The organism is Bacillus testis, assembly GCF_001243895.1.
Taxonomy (GTDB): domain Bacteria; phylum Bacillota; class Bacilli; order Bacillales; family DSM-1321; genus Bacillus_AD; species Bacillus_AD testis.
The window spans coordinates 2,292,026-2,310,481 of record NZ_LN851186.1 but is presented as its reverse complement, the minus strand read 5'-3'; the positions used below and the strand labels follow the sequence as shown (position 1 = coordinate 2,310,481).

Here is an 18,456-nt window from a genome sequence, read left to right as displayed (position 1 = left end):
TCCTCCACAGCCTTAAAAACAGCCGATTTTTGTTTCTGTATTTCGGTACTATCAAGGATTTATATGGCATAAAGGTATATTAAAGGGGGCGGTTTTTTTGAGAGAGATTGAGGTCGTAATCGATACCGAAGAGATAGCCGATTATTTCTTCGAAGAATTAACCAAGCGTGGTTATGCGCCAACTATAGAAGAACTCGAAGAAATTGCCGATATCACTTTTGAATATTTGCTTGATAAATGTATCATTGACGAAGAGATGGAAGAATAGATAGCAAAACGGCGGCAATAATGCCGCCGTTTTATTGTATAAGTAACGGATAATGATATAATGGTATTCTGTCGGTGGCGGCTAAAATGATACGGTCAGACATCTTACCATTTAACTACTTAAAAAAACTATGGTATAGTGGTGTTTGGAAAACGTTTTTTTAGGAGGAATTTTTAATGAGTGTACATATTGGGGCTAAAGCGGGAGAGATTGCAGATACTATTCTACTGCCGGGAGATCCTCTACGCGCAAAATATATAGCTGAAACTTTCTTGGAAAACCCAGTTTGCTATAATGAAGTCAGAGGCATGTATGGGTTTACAGGTACATATAAAGGGCACAAAATCTCTGTTCAAGGGACAGGCATGGGTGTTCCTTCTATCTCCATCTATGTGAATGAGTTAATCCAAAGTTATGATGTAAAGAATTTGATCCGTGTAGGTACTTGCGGCGCTATCCAAAAAGATGTGAAGGTAAGAGATGTAATCCTGGGTATGGCGGCATCTACGGACAGCAAAATGAACCGCGCTACATTTGGTACAGTGGATTATGCTCCAACTGCTAGTTTTGACCTGCTTAAGAAAGCATATGATGCAGGTATTGAAAAAGGTCTAGATATGAAGGTGGGCAATATCTTTACTGCCGACCAATTCTATAATGACAATGCGGAACATGAAAAATGGGCACAATACCAAATTCTTGCGATTGAAATGGAGTCTTCAGCTCTTTATACGCTTGCTGCTAAATTCGGCAGAAATGCGCTTTCAGTGTTGACTGTAAGCGATCATTTGTTGACTGGAGAAGAAACGACAGCACAGGAAAGACAAACAACATTCAACGATATGATCGAAGTGGCGCTTGAAGCAGCAATCAAAGGAAAATAAGCAATTTCAGATGAGAATGTACCGGTCACTTTCAATTCATTACAGAATAATGGAGGTGCCCCTGTGCATTCTCTTTTCCATTCAATTTGGCAAATGAAGGATAAAGGTGAGGGTGAACATGAAGAAAAAGCATCTAGCAACTGCATTCGCTGCAGTATTACTGTTAAGCGGCTGCCAATCGCAATTCAATGTATCTGGCGATGAGAATCAATCACATCCTGAGAAGAAAGCCACTAAGGAGGAAAAAGTGGACAAGCAGACTTCCAATGAGTTTTCTATACCCGATTCCGCCTTCAATGTGATTAAGGAGATCGGCGGCAAGAAAATCATCCAGAATCCGGATAATATGTATGCGCTTGTCAATAAAACGTACGCATTGCCGGAAAGCTACATTCCCCGTGATCTGGTCCGTGCCAATGTAAGCTACTCCTTTGGGGATGCCCAAATAGAAAAAGCATTGATGAGAAAAGAAGCGGCAGAAGCATTGGCTGATATGTTCAATGCGGCCAAACAGGAAAACATTGAGTTGTTTGCCGTTTCGGGATATCGATCCTATGTCAGACAAGAAGCTGTTTTCAATAATGATGCGGCCAAAAAGGGCATCGAAGAAGCAAAGAAATTGGTGGCTGTACCAGGGGAGAGCGAACATCAGACTGGTTTAACGATGGACATTTCCGCGCATTCAGTGAACCTTGACGTTGTGCAGGAGTTCGAAAATACAGCAGAAGGCAAATGGCTTGCCGACAATGCGCATAAATATGGTTTTATCCTGCGTTATCCAAAAGGGAAAGAAACGATCACACAATACGAATATGAACCATGGCATTTTCGGTATGTAGGCAAAAAGTATGCTACAATCATCTATGAAAATAATCTCACATTGGAAGAGTTTTTTGAACGAGCGCATGAAGCAAAATAATGTTCAGAAAGCACGATGGCGAAAGTGGTGAAAAGATGGATAATGAGAACAAACGTCCCGACGAGGGCCAATCGAATAAGTATATAAAGTTTAAGAAATTTCACTTTATAATGGGCGTGTTTTTTATCATCTTCGTCACAGCAGCGGTTACGACAATCGCCTTGACGTTCGGAGATAAGAAGGTCCAGCCGACAGTGACAAGCAATGATCGAAGCGAGTTCAACAAATTGTATGCTACATACGATACAATCAAGAATGAATACTACACGGATGTTAAAGACCAAACACTTGTCAACGGTGCAATCAACGGCATGATGGAAGCACTTGATGATCCTTACTCCGACTATATGAATGAAAAAGAAGCATCCAGCTTCAACGAGCAAATTTCCGCCTCCTTTGAAGGGATTGGTGCGGAAATCCAGGAACAGAACGGACAAATCAGCATCGTTTCGCCGATTAAAGGCTCTCCTGCTGAAAAAGCAGGCCTGAAGGCGCATGACATCATTGTCAGCGTTGACGGAAAGGCATTGCAAGGCGTGAGCTCATCTGAAGCTGTCTCGAAGATCCGTGGGAAGAAAGGATCAAAGGTAACCCTTATGATCAAGCGCGGCAACAGTGACCCTTTCAAGGTTACGCTGACCCGAGACACCATCCCGATCGAGACAGTCTACAGCGAAATGCTGAAAGACGATATTGCCCACATCCAAGTGACCAGCTTCTCGGAAAATACATCGACTGAGCTGGCTAAGGGCATGAAAGAAATGAAAGAAAAAGGAATGAAAGGCCTTGTCTTGGACCTGCGCGGCAATCCGGGAGGAATCATGCAGGAGGCCGTTAAGATCGCCAGCATGTTTGTGCCCAATAATAAAGTCGTCCTGCAGGTTGAGGACAGAGCGGGAAACAAACAGGCTTTCAAGTCAGACAACAAGGGTGAAAATAACTTCCCTGTCGTCGTTCTTGTGGATTCAGGAAGCGCCAGCGCATCCGAAATTGTTGCAGCGGCGATGAGCGAATCGGCCGGCATCAAATTGGTCGGCGAAAAAACGTTTGGTAAAGGCACGGTACAGACCGCCAAGGAGTTTAAAGACAAGAGCAATATCAAATTTACGACAGCTAAATGGCTGACGCCGGACGGCAACTGGATCCATAAAAAAGGAATCCAGCCCGATGTGAAAGTAGAGTTGCCTTCATATGCCCACTTGACCGTTATTTCGCCTGACCAGGAAATGAAAGTGGGAAGCAGCTCGACGGAAACAAAAACGGCCGAACAGATGCTAGAAGCATTAGGATACAACACAGGTGCGGTTGATGGCATTTTTGACGAACAGACAAAGGCGGCAGTCATCCAATTGCAAAAAGATGCCAATCTAAAACAGGACGGCATCTTGAAAGGCGATACAACTGTTGCCTTGATGAATAAATTGCGCGAGAAAATCGTATCCAATGATACACAGCTGAATAAAGCAGTTGAGATTTTGTCGCAAACATTGAAGAAATAAAGTGTAACCAGGAATGGAGCATGGCTATGCTCCATTCCTTTCTTTTGCCTATTCTAACTGGCGCTAAAACGTCCACTCAGCACGGAAGGGAAGACGAAGAAGTGTAATTGGGGAGATTAAGCGCTAGTAGAAATCCGATGGGTTCAACGAATAATAGTATGCTTTTTTTCAGAGGAAGCAAGGAGTGAAATATTTCCATTCGCTCTCGCTGTGCTCTATAATGCACATTAGAAACCCTTCTTTGTAAGCAGTAAAGAAGGGGATTTTACATAGTATAAAAAAGCAGATAAATCAGATTTGAAGAATGGAAGAGGTGTTGAGTCATGAAAAAAGCAGAAGTGTATATAATCGGCGGATTCTTAGGGAGCGGTAAGACCACTCTATTGCAGCATATCATGAAACAAGAGCGGAAAGAAGGCCGCAAGATCGCTGTCTTGTTGAATGAACTGGGCAGCATATCCATCGATTCGGCCATCATTGAGGAAGAAGGAGTTCCTTTTCGTGAATTGTTTGACGGCTGCATTTGTTGTACAATCTCTGAAAAAGTGGAAGCGCAGCTTCAATCGTTGACACAAGAAAATGACCTGGACGCCATTTATATTGAAACGACAGGGGCTGCCCATCCGGTTGAGGTAGTCGACAGCATTCTTTCACCTTTATTGGTTGAGGCCTTGGAGTACCGTGGCATTTTGACCGTGGTCGATATTTCACGGTGGGCGGACCGTGATAAACTGGCCCCGCAAATCAGACAACTGATGATTGAACAGATTGCCCATGCAGATACCATTGTGCTGAACAAAGTGGACCTGGTCAGCGAGCAGCAAAGCGGTAGCATCCTTTTTGAGATTCAATCGTTGAATAGCGAGGCATTGTGCTTATTCACCCATGAAGGGAAGATAGCACTGGTTGATTTCCAGCAGCGGACAATCAAGAAGGATCCGAAAACAGGGGACAGTAAGCATAGTATTGCTGATTTGCAATTACAGACGGTGCTCTATACCTTTAATACCTCCATTCAGTATGAATCGTTTGAAAAATGGCTGCGGGCACTGCCGGATACCGTATACCGGATCAAAGGGTATATCGGTTTTACACATTCGCAGTACCCATTTCTTTTCCAATATTCTTACGGAACACCTGTCATGTTGCAGGAGTTGATTAAAATGCCGCTTAATCTTGTCATGATCGGCCAAGGATTGGATGAAGACTTGATTCATAAAGGATTGCATGCTTTGGAAAAAGAAATGGAGGTGTGAAGCTTCCGTTCTGCCAAAAGGTTTTGCTTCGGAAAATAAGGGTAAAAAAGGACCATACTTTTTATGGGGGGATTACAATGCCATGGAATAATCACGATTATCCGCCGAGCATGAAAAATTTGGACTCCGATGTCAGAAAAAAAGCGATCGAGATTGCCAATGCACTTCTTGATGAAGGGTATGAGGAAGGCAGGGCGATTCCGATAGCGACCGAAAAAGCAAAGGAGTACGTCGCCAAGCACAATCCGCATAAGGAACGCTATGAAGTAAAGCCGCACGAAGATGGCTGGCAGGTCATCAAGGAAGGTGCTGAGCGTGCAAGCTTTGTTACTGAGTCAAAAGAAAAAGCGTTGGACCGTGCGCGGGAACTTAGTGATAAATATGATACCGCCGTTGTTACCTATAAAGAAGATGGATCCAAGCAGTCTGATTAATTGGAAAAAAATCCAGCTGCCTTCGGGCGAGCTGGATTTTTTTATCTGGATTAGATGACATAAGGCCGTATATGTTGTCGTTATCTTTTATGTTTTGCATTTTTAGCACGGAATATGGATCCGAGGACAAACAATGCCAATACAGAAACAGCCGCTAGAAAAAAGGTGTTAGTCAGGAGATTCATCATGTGAAAAGGCGCTTTATGTGCATATACAGCCTTAACCCAATGGCCATCGTCTTTAATGGCAATAGCCTTTGAAGTCGGTATCCCTTTTATTTTATAATAGTTGGCCCCTATCGGATAATAGTTTGAAGCGTTTCCGTAAAAGCTTCCCCTCTCATTTGGTCGGGTTTCACCTCCATAACCTTGCCAATTTGATCTTCTTCGATTAGAACTTCTTGTTTACTTTTAATTGCAGAACAAAATACTACCTTATATAATTAGATATGGCAAATATTGTCATATGAAGTTTTAGGAGGTAAATATACATGAATTGTAAAAATTGTGATGGAGATTCGTTTGTACAAGCAACAGATTATATTAATCTTCGTCCTTTAGATAAAAAAACGGGGTTTGGTTCAGAAAAAGTCTATACCGTTTGCATGGATTGTGGAGAAGTCATGTCAATAAAAATAATGAATCCTGAAAAATTAAAATAAACGCTTACGAATCGAGGAGCTGTGGTAGCCATAGCTTCTTTTCTTTTTAACGGTTTCTCTAATGCAGCTGTTACGGAAGTCCATGAATTTTAATCATCAGAATGTATAAGAGAGCATATGAAAAGGTTCATATGCTCTCTTATTTTAGGGCAGCTGCCCATATGCTTGGAAGGTCTGCTCACTTTCTACTAAGCCGCAGGCTGCACATTGAACACGGATATGCGGGCCGTTGTACGCCATATGGAAAGGTTCAGTTTCACCGGACACATATTCCTTGATAATGTCGCCGGTATGGGCATCAAGTTTAACCGGCTTTGGGACTTGTTCTAGCAGATTAAATCTTGTTCGGTTTGTTTTGCATTGGGGGCAACGATATTTCCCTGCCATTTTCCGATCCTCCTCATCGTTATTGATTCCGAATGGCAAAAAGCTTTTTCTTTATTCTTTCTGTTATACGGGAAAGTATGTACAAATAATTCTATGAATTTGTTTAAAAACAATATGAAAATTCATCAACAGCACATACATATTTCACAGTCGTCAGGTAAAATGGGGTAGGGAGATGGGATGGTGGGAAAATGAGGAAAATGGGGTTTGTTGTTATTCTTTCGGTATGCTTGTTAGGTGGGGTTTCTATGGATACTTTCGAAAAAGTGCCAAGGGGGATGCCTTTTATTGCAAGTGTGAACCTGAAGGATAGCAGTATAACATTCGTAGATGCCGAGACGAATAGCAGAGAGATGTCCTGGCAATTCTACGAACCGATTTCAGGTGCCTGTTTGCTGCCTGATCAAGATCACTTGGCTGTTTACGGAAAAGAGATGGACGCTATCCATATTTTTTCATTAAGCGAAGGGAAACAGACTGACATTTGGCCAACAGGGGAAGGAATCGTGAATATGTCTCTTCTTAAGGGAGGCAACCGTTTGGTGCTGGTTGACCAAACGCACGATGAGATTCGCCTTTATTCGTTGGACGGCAAAGAAATCAATGCTAAAAAAGTAGGCAATCAGCCTAATTCAGTACTGGAATATGACGGTAAGTTATATGTCAGTAATTTTTATGATACGAAACTATCCGTTTTGGACAGCCGGACGCTACAAAACTTTCCGGCAATCGGAGTGGAGAAATATTCGTCAGGTATGGCGATTGAACCTGGAGGAAGAAACCTTTGGGTTGGCGGACACGGGGCCGGCAGTGAATTGGAACAGAATGTGCATATCTATTCTTTAGCAACAGGAAAGCTGGTTGCCCGACAAAATGCGCCGACGATGCCTGTCAAAATTTTAACAATTAAGGATTCTATATTTATTATTAGCCATGGCAATAGTACAATCTACAAATGGGAAGCATCCGATAAGTCCGTTCAGGCACTGAAGGTCGGAGTAAATCCATTTGAAATCGGAACATACCGAGAGATGATTGTAGTGGCATCCTATGATAATAATCGCATGTATATGCTTAATTCGGAATCCATTCGTATACAAAAAACAATCAAAACAGGAAAAGGTCCATTTCAAGTTGTAGTAAGGGAGTCGTGAAAGTATGTTGGATATTAAAGTATTAGTAGTCGATGATGAAGAGGATATGAGGCATCTGGTAGAGATGTATTTATTGAATTCTAACTACCAGTGCATTCAGGCTAGCAATGGCCAAGAGGCGCTTGAAGTCATCCAAAAGGAACAAGTGGATGTTGTCTTGCTTGATATCATGATGCCTGAACAGGACGGTTTTGAGGTATGCCAAAATATCCGTAAGCATTCTGAAGTGCCCATTATCTTTGTAAGCGCCAAAGGAGAAGAGTGGGATAAGGTTAAGGGCTTAAAATTGGGCGGCGATGATTATGTAGTGAAGCCTTTCAGCCCAGGCGAATTGATTGCCCGTATCGAAGCTCTATTGAGAAGATCAGGGAAGAAGAGCGACGCAGTCAACGAAGATATGATTGTATACGGGGAAATATCCATCAACAAAAAATCCAGAAAGGTAACAGTCTCCGGACATACTGTTTCATTGACACTGAAAGAATACGAGCTTTTGAACTTCTTAATCAACCATGCGAATCAAGTGTTGAGCAGAGAACAGCTGCTTGAGCGGATTTGGGGCAATGATTACTGCGGATCGCTAAGAACAGTCGACACGCATGTAAAAACATTGCGGATGAAACTGAAGAATGCGGATTACATCCAGACAGTATGGGGCATAGGCTATAAATTCGAGGGTGGAAATGAAGCATAGAAAGTTTACATTGCAACACAAATTATGGCTGACTGTTTTTTGCATTATCATATTGAGCATCGGTTTTGCCTATTATTTGTCACAATTATTCTATGAAAAACTGTATGTTGATTATGTGAAAGAAAATCTTTATTCACAAGCAGAGCAGTTGGCCCAGGATTATCAGGGCGGGGCTTTGACCGATGAATATAAAGAACACGTCAGCTGGCTGAACAGCAAAACTCAGGGGGAAACCTTTGTCGTTAATAATCCTAAGGAATTGGCGGCTTGTGTCCCTTTTGACCTTAATTATAAAACACTCATATCCGAAAGAGAAAGACAGGTGTTGCTTGATGGCAATCCAGTCTTTAAAAAGGATTTTGAAGAACGTTTCCAGCGTGATATTGTAGCGGTCATCTATCCTTTGCTTGATTATGGCGATTTAAAAGGCATTATCTACAGTTATATTCCACTAACAAGCATAAAGGAATTAACCAAGGAATTCACCTTTATATGGCTTATAGCCGGCATATTATATATGATTATTACGCTGTATCTGGGCGTGAAAATCATCAATAAGATTGTGAAGCCATTAAAAGAAATTGAGCAGGCGGCAATCAAAGTATCCAAAGGGGATTATTCGACCACCCTGAATGACAGCAGCGAGGATGAAATCGGCAGTCTGGCAAAAGCCTTCAATAAAATGAGCCTTGCCATTCAAGAGGAAGACGAAACGAAGAGGAACTTCCTGGCGGATATTTCACATGAACTACGGACGCCGCTCAGCTATGTGAAGGGATATACCCAGGCGCTGTTGAATGGGCTTGTGCCATCTCCCGATGACCAGGTCAAATATTTAAAGCTGATTGACAGGGAGACCTTGCAGTTGCAGAATTTGGTACAGGATTTATTGGACCTGACAAAGCTGGAATCCAATACATTTGTCATCAAACCGACACCTATCGCATTTGCCCAATTTGTCGAGGATACGTTGGAAAAGTATAAAACCATTCTTTTAGATAAAAATCTAACGTTAGAAATGGAATTAGATCCTGAAGCTATCATTCTTGGGGATGAAAGACGGTTGGAGCAAGTGATCCAAAACATTGTGGAAAATTCAATCCGCTACAGTAAAGAAGGCGGAAAAATTATTGTAGGGCTTTCAATAAAAGAGGAAAAATGCTTCTTGGATATTGCAGATAATGGGATAGGGATCAGTGAAGAACACCTAAAACACATTACAGAGCGATTCTACCGAGTAAATAAAGCGCGGTCGCGTTTTAATGGGGGAACCGGCCTCGGCCTTTCTATCGTGGAAAAGTTAATGCAGTTACATAATGGAGAAATGCGCATCGAAAGCCAGATTAATGTAGGAACAAAAGTAAGCCTGATCTTCCCTATTCTGGAAGACTGGCAATAAGCAGGGATGGATAGAGAATATTCTCGTTCAAATAGATACATTAAAACAAAGGGGTAATCATATGAAAAAGCGATTGATATTGGCTGGCATTTGCTTGCTTGTTTTGGTTTTGGCGGCTTGCGGGACAAAAGATTCAGCTGCCAAAAATCAAAACAAAGAGCAATCCGGCGAACTTCCGTATCTTGATGTTCAGCTGCGGGTTAATCCCGGCGAAGTGAATTCAAACGAAGAGGTTACGTTTACTGCAAAAGTATTGTATGGAGGTAAACCGGTAAAGAAAACGGATGAGATCAAGTTTGAAATTTGGCGCTCCCAAAGCGAACATCACCAGAAAATAGATCCGCGTAATAATAAGGATGGCACCTATACGGTAACCAAATCATTTAGCGAACAAGGTACATATTACATATATGCCCATGTAACTGCCGAAGGGATGCATAGCATGCCCAAAAAAGAGTTCATTATAGGAGAGCCGAGTGAACCTGAAACAAAAGAAGACGCATCCACAAATATGGGGAAGATGGAGCATCATAATAATCATTAATAAAGTTGAACTAACCTTCTTTGTCTTCAATTCCGTGTTAAAGTAGGCGTTTTAGCGCCAGTCAGATTGGAATCACTAAAACCGTATCTTGATGTTCAGATACGGTTTTTCACGTTTTTTAGTTGGCCAAAGTATGGGATCACGGTTCTTACTGTACAAAAACTTGAATAATAGTAATCATATCGTTCAGTATTGTGAGGCGGGAATATGAGGAAGGACCAACGCAAATATGAAGAGGAAGAATTTGCATACGAAGAAGCCTTTCGCCAACAAATCGAGGTAGGTGAGGAAATACCAAATCAATGGTCGTTAAAATTAAAAAAAGTCGAGAGTATATTGATCCCCGACCATATGCGGCCTGAAAACAGCCAAGAAAAGTGTACAGTCGATATTAAGCGGAGTGTTATATTGAAAAAGGATGGCAAAGCAAGTATTACTTTTGATGTATCTCGTCTCCAGAAATATAGTATCGCCGTTATAAACGAAAGTGAACATTCAATCGCCTTTAAAGTTGAAATCAGCCCCGACCAGTTTCATTATGCGACACAATCAGATTTTCAAGAAGTTGGGGCAAATAGAATGGGATATGTCCATTCCGAGGAATATATGAAATATACACGCGTCCAAGTGAAAGGAACACATATCTCAACAGCAATCATCATACTTCAAGGCATCAGATGAATGCTGTATTCCTTATATATATATTGTAACTAAAATGTAAAATAAGTAATAAAATAGGATGTTCTAAAAGGCTGTCAAGCTATTTTTCTTAGTGGAGAATTGGAAACAGATTGAGAGTTTTACCAGTATATCCTGTAATTCATATAATCAGGAAATCATATGAAAGAATAAGAGAATGCCGGATAAATGGGCATTCTCTTTTTGTTGGTCACCTAAATATGGTAAACGAGGCATTAAAATATTGGTTGAATAGAGATCTGCTAAAATATGGTTCTATTATTACGGAAAAGCCATGATACGATATGTTTGCAAATAACAAAACAGCAGGAGGAATTGACGAATGAAGAAAAAAGCAATCGTATCATTGGCTGCAGCGGCCGTACTTAGTTTAGGAATCGGTAACGCCCAAAGTACATTCGCAGCTTCTAAATCTGAGAACTGTGGCGTTTATCATTATTCTCAATACCAAAACATGCAACAAGCAGTTAATAATAAGACTTTTAAACTAGTGCCATTCAAAAATGGTTTTGGATTTGTCGGGGTAATTACCCTCAATACAAACTGCATAACGACTCCACCGGTTAATCAGCCAGAACAAAACCAACCAGAAGTAGATAACACACCAGAGCAAAACCAACCGGAAGTGGACAACACACCAGAACAAAACCAACCGGAAGTGGACAACACACCAGAACAAAACCAACCGGAAGTGGACAACACACCAGAACAAAACCAACCAGAAGTAGATAACACACCAGAGCAAAACCAACCAGAAGTGGACAACACACCGGAACAAAACCAACCGGAAGTGGATAACACACCAGAACAAAATCAACCAGAAGTAGACAACACACCGGAACAAAACCAACCGGAAGTAGACAACGAGCCGGAACAAAATCAACCGGCAGTAGACAACAACCCGGGGCAAAACCAGCCTGAAACAGAAAATAAACCGCAAGAAGAAAAGCCTTCAACTTCCTATGAAGTAAGTGCTTATGAACAACAAGTCGTTGAATTGACAAATGCAGAACGTGCCAAATATGGATTGCAGCCATTGACACTAGATGTTGAACTGAGCAAAGTAGCACGCATTAAATCACAGGATATGAAAGACAAAAACTATTTCGACCATACAAGCCCGACATACGGTTCACCTTTCGATATGATGAAGCAGTTCGGCATTTCTTATAAGAGCGCAGCAGAAAATATCGCACAAGGCCAACGTACGCCGGAAGAAGTGGTAAACGCCTGGATGAACTCATCAGGCCATAGAGCAAACATCCTTAATGCAAGCTATACGCACATCGGTATCGGCCATGTGAGCGACAACAATTACTGGACACAAATGTTCATCGGTAAATAAATGAATAGGCAGTTGCCAGCCTGCTGCTGGCTACAAAAGGATAGCAAACCCCACTGGCGGGCAAGCTATCCTTTTTTATTGCATACTGGTTTTTGTTGTCTAAAAAAAGGAATTATTTACATGATTGAAGAAATAAAAGAGAATGTAGTCAGCTTAGAAAGTTCCAAAAAGTGGATATAACAATCCTTTTACCCCAAGTTTTTTCGTTGGTCTGGGACATGAACGGATGGCGCGGGACTCCTTGCGGGAATAGTGGGGCCAGAGGGTCAAGAAATACGTACAAAGAAAGGGAGTTTTTTAATTGATACATACGTTAAAAAAGCGTATTAAAGATTTATCTGAAAAGGAAGCAAAATCGCTTCTGCTTCAATTTTTTATACATATGCATAGGGCAGAGGATGCAAACAACCCGGCACAGCTGGCAGCCGATCTTAAAGAATTATATGCGGAGTTTCTGAAGTCAAGTTTGGATTCCTTTCCTCAACCAAATGACAAGGCAGTCCATATTGTATTCGGAGCGTCTATGGCTGGTAGTTTACGTGTAGCGCTAAAAGAATTGGATTTGGATACAGAAGAAAAAATAATCGGTTTTTCGGACCTTTTTTCCATTGGTCCTATTTGGCATTTGCAAGAGGAAAAAGGGCTGGTCTTAAGGCATGAATGGCTTAAAAACCATCTGATTCTAGATGATGAGTATATCCACTTCTATCTGGAGGAAATGGATCGCGAGCGCTTAATGGTCGAAATGCTTCCTGCTGAAGTGCCAATCATCATTTGGACAGGCGACAATGCGCACGAGCAAACGGCTTCAAGATATATGGTTGATATGCTGAAAAACAAACCAAATCCCATTGCATTATTGAACACATCGGTCTTGTACGAACAACTTTTTTATCGGCCAGACTTGGATTACCAGCCGTTATATTCCGGTGAAATATCGCCTGAAAAAATCAAGGCTATTTACAAACAAATCAAGAGGCGGGTATCTTGATTAAAGAGGAAAGAGCCTTATATGCGGATGAATGGAAAGAGTTATCGGCGAGCAATGCCGTTCTTCGCATATGGGAGAACGGGGCGATCCGCCATGTGGATGAAGATTTTTTCGATGATTTTATCATTCGTTCAGCTCAACGATTGCATCAAGAGGCTGATAGCTGTACATTCATGCCGGCGGCTCGGCTGATCGGCGAAGTCCTTGGGCATATAGATCAATACATCGAGGACGCGTTCCTTCAATATCGAGTGAGGCAGCTCATCGAAAAGGGCATTTTTGGCCTAAAAGGAGTGCCAAAAGCGATGCGGTTCTATTGGGTAAGGCTTTATCAACGTTAGATGTTTGGAAAGGATTGCCTCGTCGAAAAGGCGCTTATCAGATCAGGCTGGTAGGTGCCTTTTATTTAAGCGTCCGCTATAGCTCAGTTACATTGATTTCAGAATACTGCAGGTCGTTTGCTTTGGGCAGCCGTATTTCGAGTACCTGGTCCCTGTATTGTGCGCTTCCGCCTTTCTTCTTGACAATGGCAGGCAGTGTCAGCACATGGCGGTCGTCTTTATCAGGGAATCCTTCAATGATGAAGGTATTCGACGTATGGAAAATTTTCAAATCCTTCAGGGAAGCTTTATCTTTAACGGGCAGGCGGACATAGACGTCATGGTGCGTTTCAAATATTTGGGCGTCAAGGGTAGGAGAATCTGCTGCTTCCTTTTGCTTGAAGTGTTCAAAAAATGGGTTGCTGATTGTATATGGGGAGGAAGCTTGTTCAGGATTCTGTTGTTTTTGCCACTCGTTGAACATATTTTTTATAAAGGATTCCATATCTTTTGTTTGTGGCATGCCTGAGAAGTTTTTCATATATTTTTGAAATGGAAACAGAACATTCCATGGGTTCATGAGAAGTCCCCCTCAATACAAAAAAGCCGGTTTTATTTACTATATGCATATGTTAGCCTATGTGCCATGGCGTTTATGAAAAGGAGAACGTCAAATGGAGCGGGGGGCTTAGCGCCAGCTAGAATAAGATAAAAAAATCCCGGCTATTCGGCCGGGAAGGTATAGGAGATGGGATAGTGGTTGCTGCCCTTGGCAATCGTGATGGCCAAAATGCCATTCTTATAAGATGCCTGAAGCTCTTGCTGGCCAATGGGGAAAGGAACGATCACCGAGCGTTTAATCTGTCCTGAAAAACGCTCATTGAGCAGTGTCTTCACCTGCTCTGGATGATAGGGCCTGTTGATTTGCCCTTCAATTATCAAGCTCTGCCCGTTTATGGAGAGTGACAGTTCCTCTGGTGCATTCAGGCCGGGCATGTCTATGTAAATGAAACCATGTGTAGCTGTTTCAACAATATCGACCGGTGGGTGTTTCTTCGGGAATATATGCTCGAAATCCTTCCAAAAGTCCTGGCCAAGAAGGTTCTGCGTTTCATTGCCGAGCATATTCCAGTCAAACCCTTGTTTTGGATTGTCTGACATATAAAGCCCCTCCTTCATGATAGCAATATATGAAGAAGGGGCTTTATCTATGAATCAGGCAGGCTTATTTTGCGGAAATTTTTTCGTTTGTACATAAAAGAGCCTAGAAGCCAGCGACAAAGCGCCTACAGCAAGGCCGATAATCAAGCCAATCCAGTAGCCGTATGCGCCCAGCGATGTAAAGTTCGCGAGTGAATAGCCGGTTGGCAGACCAATAATCCAAAAAGAGACCAACGACATAATAAACGTGATATTAACATCCTTATATCCGCGCAGCGCTCCTTGGATGGGAGCCATGATGGCATCCGATAGCTGGAAAAACAATGCGTAGATCAGGAAGCTGGACGCCAAAGAAATCACTTCAGGATCTTTACTGTAGATTCCCGCTATCTCTGTCCGGAAGAAGAAGAGGATGATTCCGAATAATAAAGCCATGGAAACTGCTAATGATGTCCCGATTCTGCTGTACTGCTTAGCGTCCCTATAGCGTTTGCCTCCGACTTCAAAGCCGACAACAATCGTCATGGCCATTGAGATGCTTAAAGGAACCATGTAAAGGAAAGAAGAGAAGTTCATGGCTGTCTGATGGGAAGCAATCGTAATGGTATCGAAGCTGCTCATCAGCAGTGTCACTGCTGAGAAAATACTTGTTTCAAAGAAAATCGATAAACCGATCGGTATGCCGATGGTTAAGATAAGCTTAATTTCACGCGGCGATATTTGTACCATTCTGGAAAAGAGTCCATATGTTTTAAAAGGATGGACCTTGATGACTACAAGGATAGAAATCGCCAAAATGACCCAGTATGTGATGGCCGATGCCACTCCTGAACCTACGCCGCCCAATTCAGGGAAATTCCATTTACCATAGATGAATAGAAAATTAAGAGCCACATTTATAGGTAAAGCGATCAAAGTGATGAACATCGATACTCTTGTTTGGCCAAGCGCATCCATATAGGCACGTAGGACGCTGTATAGGAACAATGGAATAATCCCCCATGCAAGCGCCAGCAGATAATCGTGTGCCACTCCCCTCACATAGGGCTCTAATTGCATATTATTCAGGAGGGGATTTAAGGAAAAGAAACCTGCCATAAGGACCAATATGGAAATGATAAGTGCCAGGTAAGAACCCTGTATGACTGCGGCCGGAACTTCTCCTTTCTTTTTGGCTCCCACCAATTGTGAAACGATGGGAGTGATTGCAAGCAGGATCCCGCTCAATCCTGTATTGATCGGCACCCAGATGCTGCTGCCGATGGCGACGCCGGCAAGGTCGTCTGCTGAATAATTGCCGGACATGACTGTATCGGCAAATGTCATCGAAAACATGCCCAGTTGTGTGACGAGAACAGGAAGCATGATTTTGAGAAAAAGTTTCAATTTTTCTTTGAGTGTTTCTGTTGTATTCATTCACTTTCCTCCGAAATATATAACATCAAAAAATTATATCATATAAGCCCTTTTTTCGGTGTGAAAAGAAGAGCCGTTTTGGCATATTGGCCATTTTACCGCATATAAATAGGTCAAGAACAAAAAGGCCAATGGAGGGGTTGGAAATGGCGTACAAGCATTCAAAAGGATGGTATGTGGCACAGTTGAGAGAGCGTGGGATTAAAAATCATCCGGTGGAACTGAAGAAACTTCAGCATTACCGGACACATGTGCTTAGGAATCTTTACTTTCGTTTAACGAAAGCGGAATAATAATAAAGGCGGTAATTTCATTGTTTAGGCGAACCAATCAGATTTAGACGATTGCTTAATCATCCATTTAAATTGTGGGGACTTTCTTAGGTGATGAGTTAAAGCGGAATCTAGTGACCGTTTAGAATGAATAAAGTGAATACAAAAAGCCGTTTCTTTCGTATAATAATAGTATAGAATGAGCCGTTTTTTACGAAAGGAGTTGCCTAAGATGGTTTCCCGCGATGATAGGCTATTAGCGGCATTGATTTATATCATCAGTTTTTTCACTGTATTTATCGGTCCATTGTTGATTTGGCTGCTGCAAAAAGACAAGTCAGCATTTATTGATTATCACGGCCGTGAATATTTGAATTTTTTGATTTCCTATACGGTGTATATGATTGTTGCTTCTTTGCTTACAATTGTGCTGATCGGATTTCTTATTTTGCCGATTATCGGAATAGCTGCCTTTATTTTTACCATTATTGGCGCGTTTAAAGCGTATAACGGAGAAGAATATAGATTTCCATTTATTTTCCGTATATTGTAAAATAGAAGAAAACAATCCTTGGTGTGAACATGAACATCAAGGATTGTTTTGTAATTGCTCATTCCGGCGAATTTTATTCTGTCCCATCCACAAGCAAGATTCCGGAAGCAGCTGAAACAGGGTGATGGTAATTCAAATTAAAGACTATTATAAACAGACAGCCTCCCAGTCCCTTAATATGGCGTTGTTTTCCCTTTTGCTCAGCATCGGCCTTTTCTTTGTCAATTATTATTTTTTCCAAAAGCAATACATCTGGACGACAGTCATCCCTTTTCTTTTATTATCCATCCTTTTCTTTTTCCTCTTTCGTCTCAATATGGACAGGTTCCGCCATGTACCCGATACGATCCGCACAAGCCAGAACGGCCCATTGGCAGAAAGGAATGTATTGTTATTGTTCATGCCAGCTCCAGCGATCAGAGTATTGCTTTTCAATAGCGAAGGTTTAATGGTGGGTGAATTATCGGAAGAAAAAAATGTCTGGTATAAATGGCTTATTCCAGGGAGCATGTCTGCCTTAATGCCTGCAACCTATGTATTGTCGAATCAAGAGCAAAAGATTCTTGGCCGATTCCGCAATCATAAATGGCTCAGCGATGAATGGACGATTGAGAGCGGAGATGGCGTCCATCTGTATACATATAAAGAAGAGCGTGCCAAATCCCTGCTCCGCTACAAGGGTGTGATCATGACGCCAGACCATACAGCTGTCATGGATGTGGATATAGGCGGTTTCCTGCAGCAATTTTCCATCCCCTACAGCGGCAGCAAAAAAGACGTGGCAACGTTTCAGAAAGGATGGATGCCGGTTGAGTGGGCAAAACGGTTCAAAGAATTGAATACGCCTATTCTGTCTTTTTCGGATCAGGCGACCGAGGGGGAAAGAATGGCTGTATATGGTTTGTGCATCCGGCTTTTGCGAAACTATAACCATTAATGCTTGAGGCTTCTGGCGGGATTATGATTTCTAATTCTGTTATACTATTCTGTAAAAAGAAAAAGAGGGATCACATTGAAAGCATTGGATGAAATCTTGTCGTTTAATGAAGAATTTGTACATAATAAAGAATATGAAACGTTCCAGACGGATAAATTTCCGGATAAGCGGATGGTCATTCTCAGCTGCATGGACACTAGACTAGTAGAGTTGCTTCCTAAAGCGATGAATATCAAAAATGGCGATGTTAAAATTATAAAAACAGCTGGCGCAATTGTCTCACACCCCTTCGGCAGCGTAATGAGAAGCATTTTGGTCGCCATTTATGAATTGAATGCAGATGAAGTCTTTGTCATTGGCCATCATGATTGCGGCATGTCTTCGGTGGATGGCGATCGGGTTGTCGCCAAGATGAAGGATCGCCATATTGATCCCGGCACATTATCTACCCTTGAGCGTTCCGGCATTAACATCAAAGATTGGCTAAGAGGCTTTGATAATGTTAAAGACAGCGTGGCCAACTCTGTGGATATTATCCGTAATCATCCATTGATTCCAGCTGATGTGGCCATTCATGGACTGGTCATTTCGCCGGAAACAGGAAAGCTTGAGCTTGTAACAAGCGGATACGAGGCATAAAGAAAAAAACTCCTGTGCACAAAG

General features: G+C 42.0%; 23 protein-coding genes. 19 read left to right on the top strand and 4 right to left on the bottom strand.

Translation table 11 applies throughout. From position 1 onward, the window contains the following. Nucleotides 1-97: 97 nt before the first annotated feature. The 7 genes from BN1765_RS19320 (at nucleotide 98) to BN1765_RS20275 (ending at nucleotide 5,921) form a co-directional block, all read left to right on the top strand. Complete coding sequence (locus tag BN1765_RS19320) at nucleotides 98-268, top strand: YozD family protein (protein ID WP_069203022.1); 171 nt, start codon at nucleotides 98-100, stop codon at nucleotides 266-268. Between the two features lie 176 nt (nucleotides 269-444). Beyond that, nucleotides 445-1,152: a purine-nucleoside phosphorylase gene (deoD, locus tag BN1765_RS11655; protein ID WP_050615293.1), complete on the top strand. Its 708-nt coding sequence runs from the start codon at nucleotides 445-447 to the stop codon at nucleotides 1,150-1,152. A 118-nt stretch (nucleotides 1,153-1,270) separates the two neighbouring features. Continuing rightward, nucleotides 1,271-2,071 carry a M15 family metallopeptidase gene (locus BN1765_RS11650; RefSeq protein ID WP_050615292.1) on the top strand — a complete coding sequence of 267 codons (801 nt, stop codon included), beginning with the start codon at nucleotides 1,271-1,273 and terminating at the stop codon, nucleotides 2,069-2,071. After that, nucleotides 2,071-3,570 carry a lmo1851 family serine protease gene (locus BN1765_RS11645; protein WP_230199522.1) on the top strand — a complete coding sequence of 500 codons (1,500 nt, stop codon included), beginning with the start codon at nucleotides 2,071-2,073 and terminating at the stop codon, nucleotides 3,568-3,570. The genes BN1765_RS11650 and BN1765_RS11645 overlap by 1 nt, the downstream gene beginning before the upstream one ends. Before the next feature lie 323 nt (nucleotides 3,571-3,893). Beyond that, the gene (locus BN1765_RS11640; protein ID WP_050615291.1) at nucleotides 3,894-4,826 is read left to right on the top strand and encodes a CobW family GTP-binding protein; all 933 of its coding nucleotides are present in this window, start codon (nucleotides 3,894-3,896) and stop codon (nucleotides 4,824-4,826) included. A 77-nt stretch (nucleotides 4,827-4,903) separates the two neighbouring features. Then, nucleotides 4,904-5,260, top strand: a complete 357-nt coding sequence (locus BN1765_RS11635) for a DUF2188 domain-containing protein (RefSeq protein ID WP_050616754.1) — start codon at nucleotides 4,904-4,906, stop codon at nucleotides 5,258-5,260. A 490-nt stretch (nucleotides 5,261-5,750) separates the two neighbouring features. Beyond that, nucleotides 5,751-5,921, top strand: a complete 171-nt coding sequence (locus tag BN1765_RS20275) for a hypothetical protein (RefSeq protein WP_187119444.1) — start codon at nucleotides 5,751-5,753, stop codon at nucleotides 5,919-5,921. A 144-nt stretch (nucleotides 5,922-6,065) separates the two neighbouring features. On the opposite strand, the gene BN1765_RS11630 is transcribed toward BN1765_RS20275, so the two are convergent. After that, nucleotides 6,066-6,308 carry a hypothetical protein gene (locus BN1765_RS11630; RefSeq protein WP_050615290.1) on the bottom strand — a complete coding sequence of 81 codons (243 nt, stop codon included), beginning with the start codon at nucleotides 6,306-6,308 and terminating at the stop codon, nucleotides 6,066-6,068. 248 nt (nucleotides 6,309-6,556) lie between these two features. Between BN1765_RS11630 and BN1765_RS11625 the strand changes: the two genes are divergently transcribed. From BN1765_RS11625 to BN1765_RS19810, 8 genes are all read left to right on the top strand, one after another. Continuing rightward, entirely contained in the window at nucleotides 6,557-7,462 is a 906-nt protein-coding gene (locus BN1765_RS11625) for a YncE family protein (RefSeq protein WP_050615289.1), read from the top strand. A gap of 4 nt (nucleotides 7,463-7,466) precedes the next feature. Beyond that, nucleotides 7,467-8,156 (top strand): response regulator transcription factor, encoded by a 690-nt coding sequence (locus tag BN1765_RS11620; protein WP_050615288.1) that lies wholly within the window; start codon nucleotides 7,467-7,469, stop codon nucleotides 8,154-8,156. Beyond that, the gene (locus tag BN1765_RS11615; protein ID WP_050615287.1) at nucleotides 8,146-9,555 is read left to right on the top strand and encodes a sensor histidine kinase; all 1,410 of its coding nucleotides are present in this window, start codon (nucleotides 8,146-8,148) and stop codon (nucleotides 9,553-9,555) included. Before BN1765_RS11620 ends, BN1765_RS11615 begins: the two co-directional genes overlap by 11 nt. A gap of 61 nt (nucleotides 9,556-9,616) precedes the next feature. Next, nucleotides 9,617-10,099 carry a FixH family protein gene (locus BN1765_RS11610; RefSeq protein ID WP_050615286.1) on the top strand — a complete coding sequence of 161 codons (483 nt, stop codon included), beginning with the start codon at nucleotides 9,617-9,619 and terminating at the stop codon, nucleotides 10,097-10,099. 207 nt (nucleotides 10,100-10,306) lie between these two features. Further along, nucleotides 10,307-10,780: a DUF6385 domain-containing protein gene (locus BN1765_RS11605; protein ID WP_050615285.1), complete on the top strand. Its 474-nt coding sequence runs from the start codon at nucleotides 10,307-10,309 to the stop codon at nucleotides 10,778-10,780. A gap of 709 nt (nucleotides 10,781-11,489) precedes the next feature. After that, nucleotides 11,490-12,143, top strand: a complete 654-nt coding sequence (locus tag BN1765_RS19580; protein ID WP_230199584.1) for a CAP domain-containing protein — start codon at nucleotides 11,490-11,492, stop codon at nucleotides 12,141-12,143. A gap of 301 nt (nucleotides 12,144-12,444) precedes the next feature. Next, nucleotides 12,445-13,134, top strand: coding sequence for a DUF1835 domain-containing protein (locus tag BN1765_RS19815; RefSeq protein WP_050615284.1), 690 nt, complete (start codon nucleotides 12,445-12,447; stop codon nucleotides 13,132-13,134). Continuing rightward, a complete protein-coding gene (locus BN1765_RS19810) occupies nucleotides 13,131-13,475 on the top strand; it encodes a DUF3658 domain-containing protein (RefSeq protein WP_050615283.1) in 345 nt (114 codons plus the stop codon). The genes BN1765_RS19815 and BN1765_RS19810 overlap by 4 nt, the downstream gene beginning before the upstream one ends. A 76-nt stretch (nucleotides 13,476-13,551) precedes the next feature. Here the strand turns inward: BN1765_RS19810 and BN1765_RS11585 are convergent, their stop codons facing one another. The 3 genes from BN1765_RS11585 to BN1765_RS11575 all read right to left on the bottom strand — a co-directional run bounded on the left by BN1765_RS11585 (nucleotide 13,552) and on the right by BN1765_RS11575 (nucleotide 16,031). Next, entirely contained in the window at nucleotides 13,552-14,034 is a 483-nt protein-coding gene (locus tag BN1765_RS11585; RefSeq protein ID WP_050615282.1) for an Hsp20/alpha crystallin family protein, read from the bottom strand. Nucleotides 14,035-14,177: 143 nt separating this feature from the next. Beyond that, complete coding sequence (locus BN1765_RS11580) at nucleotides 14,178-14,615, bottom strand: Hsp20/alpha crystallin family protein (protein ID WP_050615281.1); 438 nt, start codon at nucleotides 14,613-14,615, stop codon at nucleotides 14,178-14,180. Between the two features lie 54 nt (nucleotides 14,616-14,669). Beyond that, entirely contained in the window at nucleotides 14,670-16,031 is a 1,362-nt protein-coding gene (locus BN1765_RS11575) for an MATE family efflux transporter (RefSeq protein WP_050615280.1), read from the bottom strand. Nucleotides 16,032-16,177: 146 nt separating this feature from the next. On the opposite strand from BN1765_RS11575, the gene BN1765_RS19575 reads away from it, so the two are divergent. From BN1765_RS19575 to BN1765_RS11560, 4 genes are all read left to right on the top strand, one after another. Then, on the top strand, nucleotides 16,178-16,324 hold the full coding sequence (locus BN1765_RS19575; protein WP_075050805.1) for a DUF2639 domain-containing protein: 147 nt from the start codon (nucleotides 16,178-16,180) through the stop codon (nucleotides 16,322-16,324). 211 nt (nucleotides 16,325-16,535) lie between these two features. Then, nucleotides 16,536-16,856, top strand: coding sequence for a DUF4870 domain-containing protein (locus tag BN1765_RS11570; RefSeq protein ID WP_082195456.1), 321 nt, complete (start codon nucleotides 16,536-16,538; stop codon nucleotides 16,854-16,856). A 121-nt stretch (nucleotides 16,857-16,977) separates the two neighbouring features. Beyond that, nucleotides 16,978-17,793: a hypothetical protein gene (locus BN1765_RS11565; protein WP_147554185.1), complete on the top strand. Its 816-nt coding sequence runs from the start codon at nucleotides 16,978-16,980 to the stop codon at nucleotides 17,791-17,793. A 75-nt stretch (nucleotides 17,794-17,868) separates the two neighbouring features. Then, nucleotides 17,869-18,432, top strand: a complete 564-nt coding sequence (locus BN1765_RS11560) for a beta-class carbonic anhydrase (protein ID WP_082195455.1) — start codon at nucleotides 17,869-17,871, stop codon at nucleotides 18,430-18,432. The last annotated feature ends 24 nt before the right edge of the window (nucleotides 18,433-18,456 follow it).

What these genes read in the sequence shown, in the direction of transcription:
- deoD (WP_050615293.1), top strand. Translation starts at nt 445, where the DNA reads ATGAGTGTACATATTGGGGCTAAAGCGGGAGAGATTGCAGATACTATT.
- BN1765_RS11650 (WP_050615292.1), top strand. Translation starts at nt 1,271, where the DNA reads ATGAAGAAAAAGCATCTAGCAACTGCATTCGCTGCAGTATTACTGTTA.
- BN1765_RS11645 (WP_230199522.1), top strand. Translation starts at nt 2,071, where the DNA reads ATGTTCAGAAAGCACGATGGCGAAAGTGGTGAAAAGATGGATAATGAG.
- BN1765_RS11640 (WP_050615291.1), top strand. Translation starts at nt 3,894, where the DNA reads ATGAAAAAAGCAGAAGTGTATATAATCGGCGGATTCTTAGGGAGCGGT.
- BN1765_RS11635 (WP_050616754.1), top strand. Translation starts at nt 4,904, where the DNA reads ATGCCATGGAATAATCACGATTATCCGCCGAGCATGAAAAATTTGGAC.
- BN1765_RS20275 (WP_187119444.1), top strand. Translation starts at nt 5,751, where the DNA reads ATGAATTGTAAAAATTGTGATGGAGATTCGTTTGTACAAGCAACAGAT.
- BN1765_RS11630 (WP_050615290.1), bottom strand. Translation starts at nt 6,308, where the DNA reads ATGGCAGGGAAATATCGTTGCCCCCAATGCAAAACAAACCGAACAAGA.
- BN1765_RS11625 (WP_050615289.1), top strand. Translation starts at nt 6,557, where the DNA reads ATGGATACTTTCGAAAAAGTGCCAAGGGGGATGCCTTTTATTGCAAGT.
- BN1765_RS11620 (WP_050615288.1), top strand. Translation starts at nt 7,467, where the DNA reads ATGTTGGATATTAAAGTATTAGTAGTCGATGATGAAGAGGATATGAGG.
- BN1765_RS11615 (WP_050615287.1), top strand. Translation starts at nt 8,146, where the DNA reads ATGAAGCATAGAAAGTTTACATTGCAACACAAATTATGGCTGACTGTT.
- BN1765_RS11610 (WP_050615286.1), top strand. Translation starts at nt 9,617, where the DNA reads ATGAAAAAGCGATTGATATTGGCTGGCATTTGCTTGCTTGTTTTGGTT.
- BN1765_RS11605 (WP_050615285.1), top strand. Translation starts at nt 10,307, where the DNA reads ATGAGGAAGGACCAACGCAAATATGAAGAGGAAGAATTTGCATACGAA.
- BN1765_RS11585 (WP_050615282.1), bottom strand. Translation starts at nt 14,034, where the DNA reads ATGAACCCATGGAATGTTCTGTTTCCATTTCAAAAATATATGAAAAAC.
- BN1765_RS11580 (WP_050615281.1), bottom strand. Translation starts at nt 14,615, where the DNA reads ATGTCAGACAATCCAAAACAAGGGTTTGACTGGAATATGCTCGGCAAT.
- BN1765_RS11575 (WP_050615280.1), bottom strand. Translation starts at nt 16,031, where the DNA reads ATGAATACAACAGAAACACTCAAAGAAAAATTGAAACTTTTTCTCAAA.
- BN1765_RS19575 (WP_075050805.1), top strand. Translation starts at nt 16,178, where the DNA reads ATGGCGTACAAGCATTCAAAAGGATGGTATGTGGCACAGTTGAGAGAG.
- BN1765_RS11570 (WP_082195456.1), top strand. Translation starts at nt 16,536, where the DNA reads ATGGTTTCCCGCGATGATAGGCTATTAGCGGCATTGATTTATATCATC.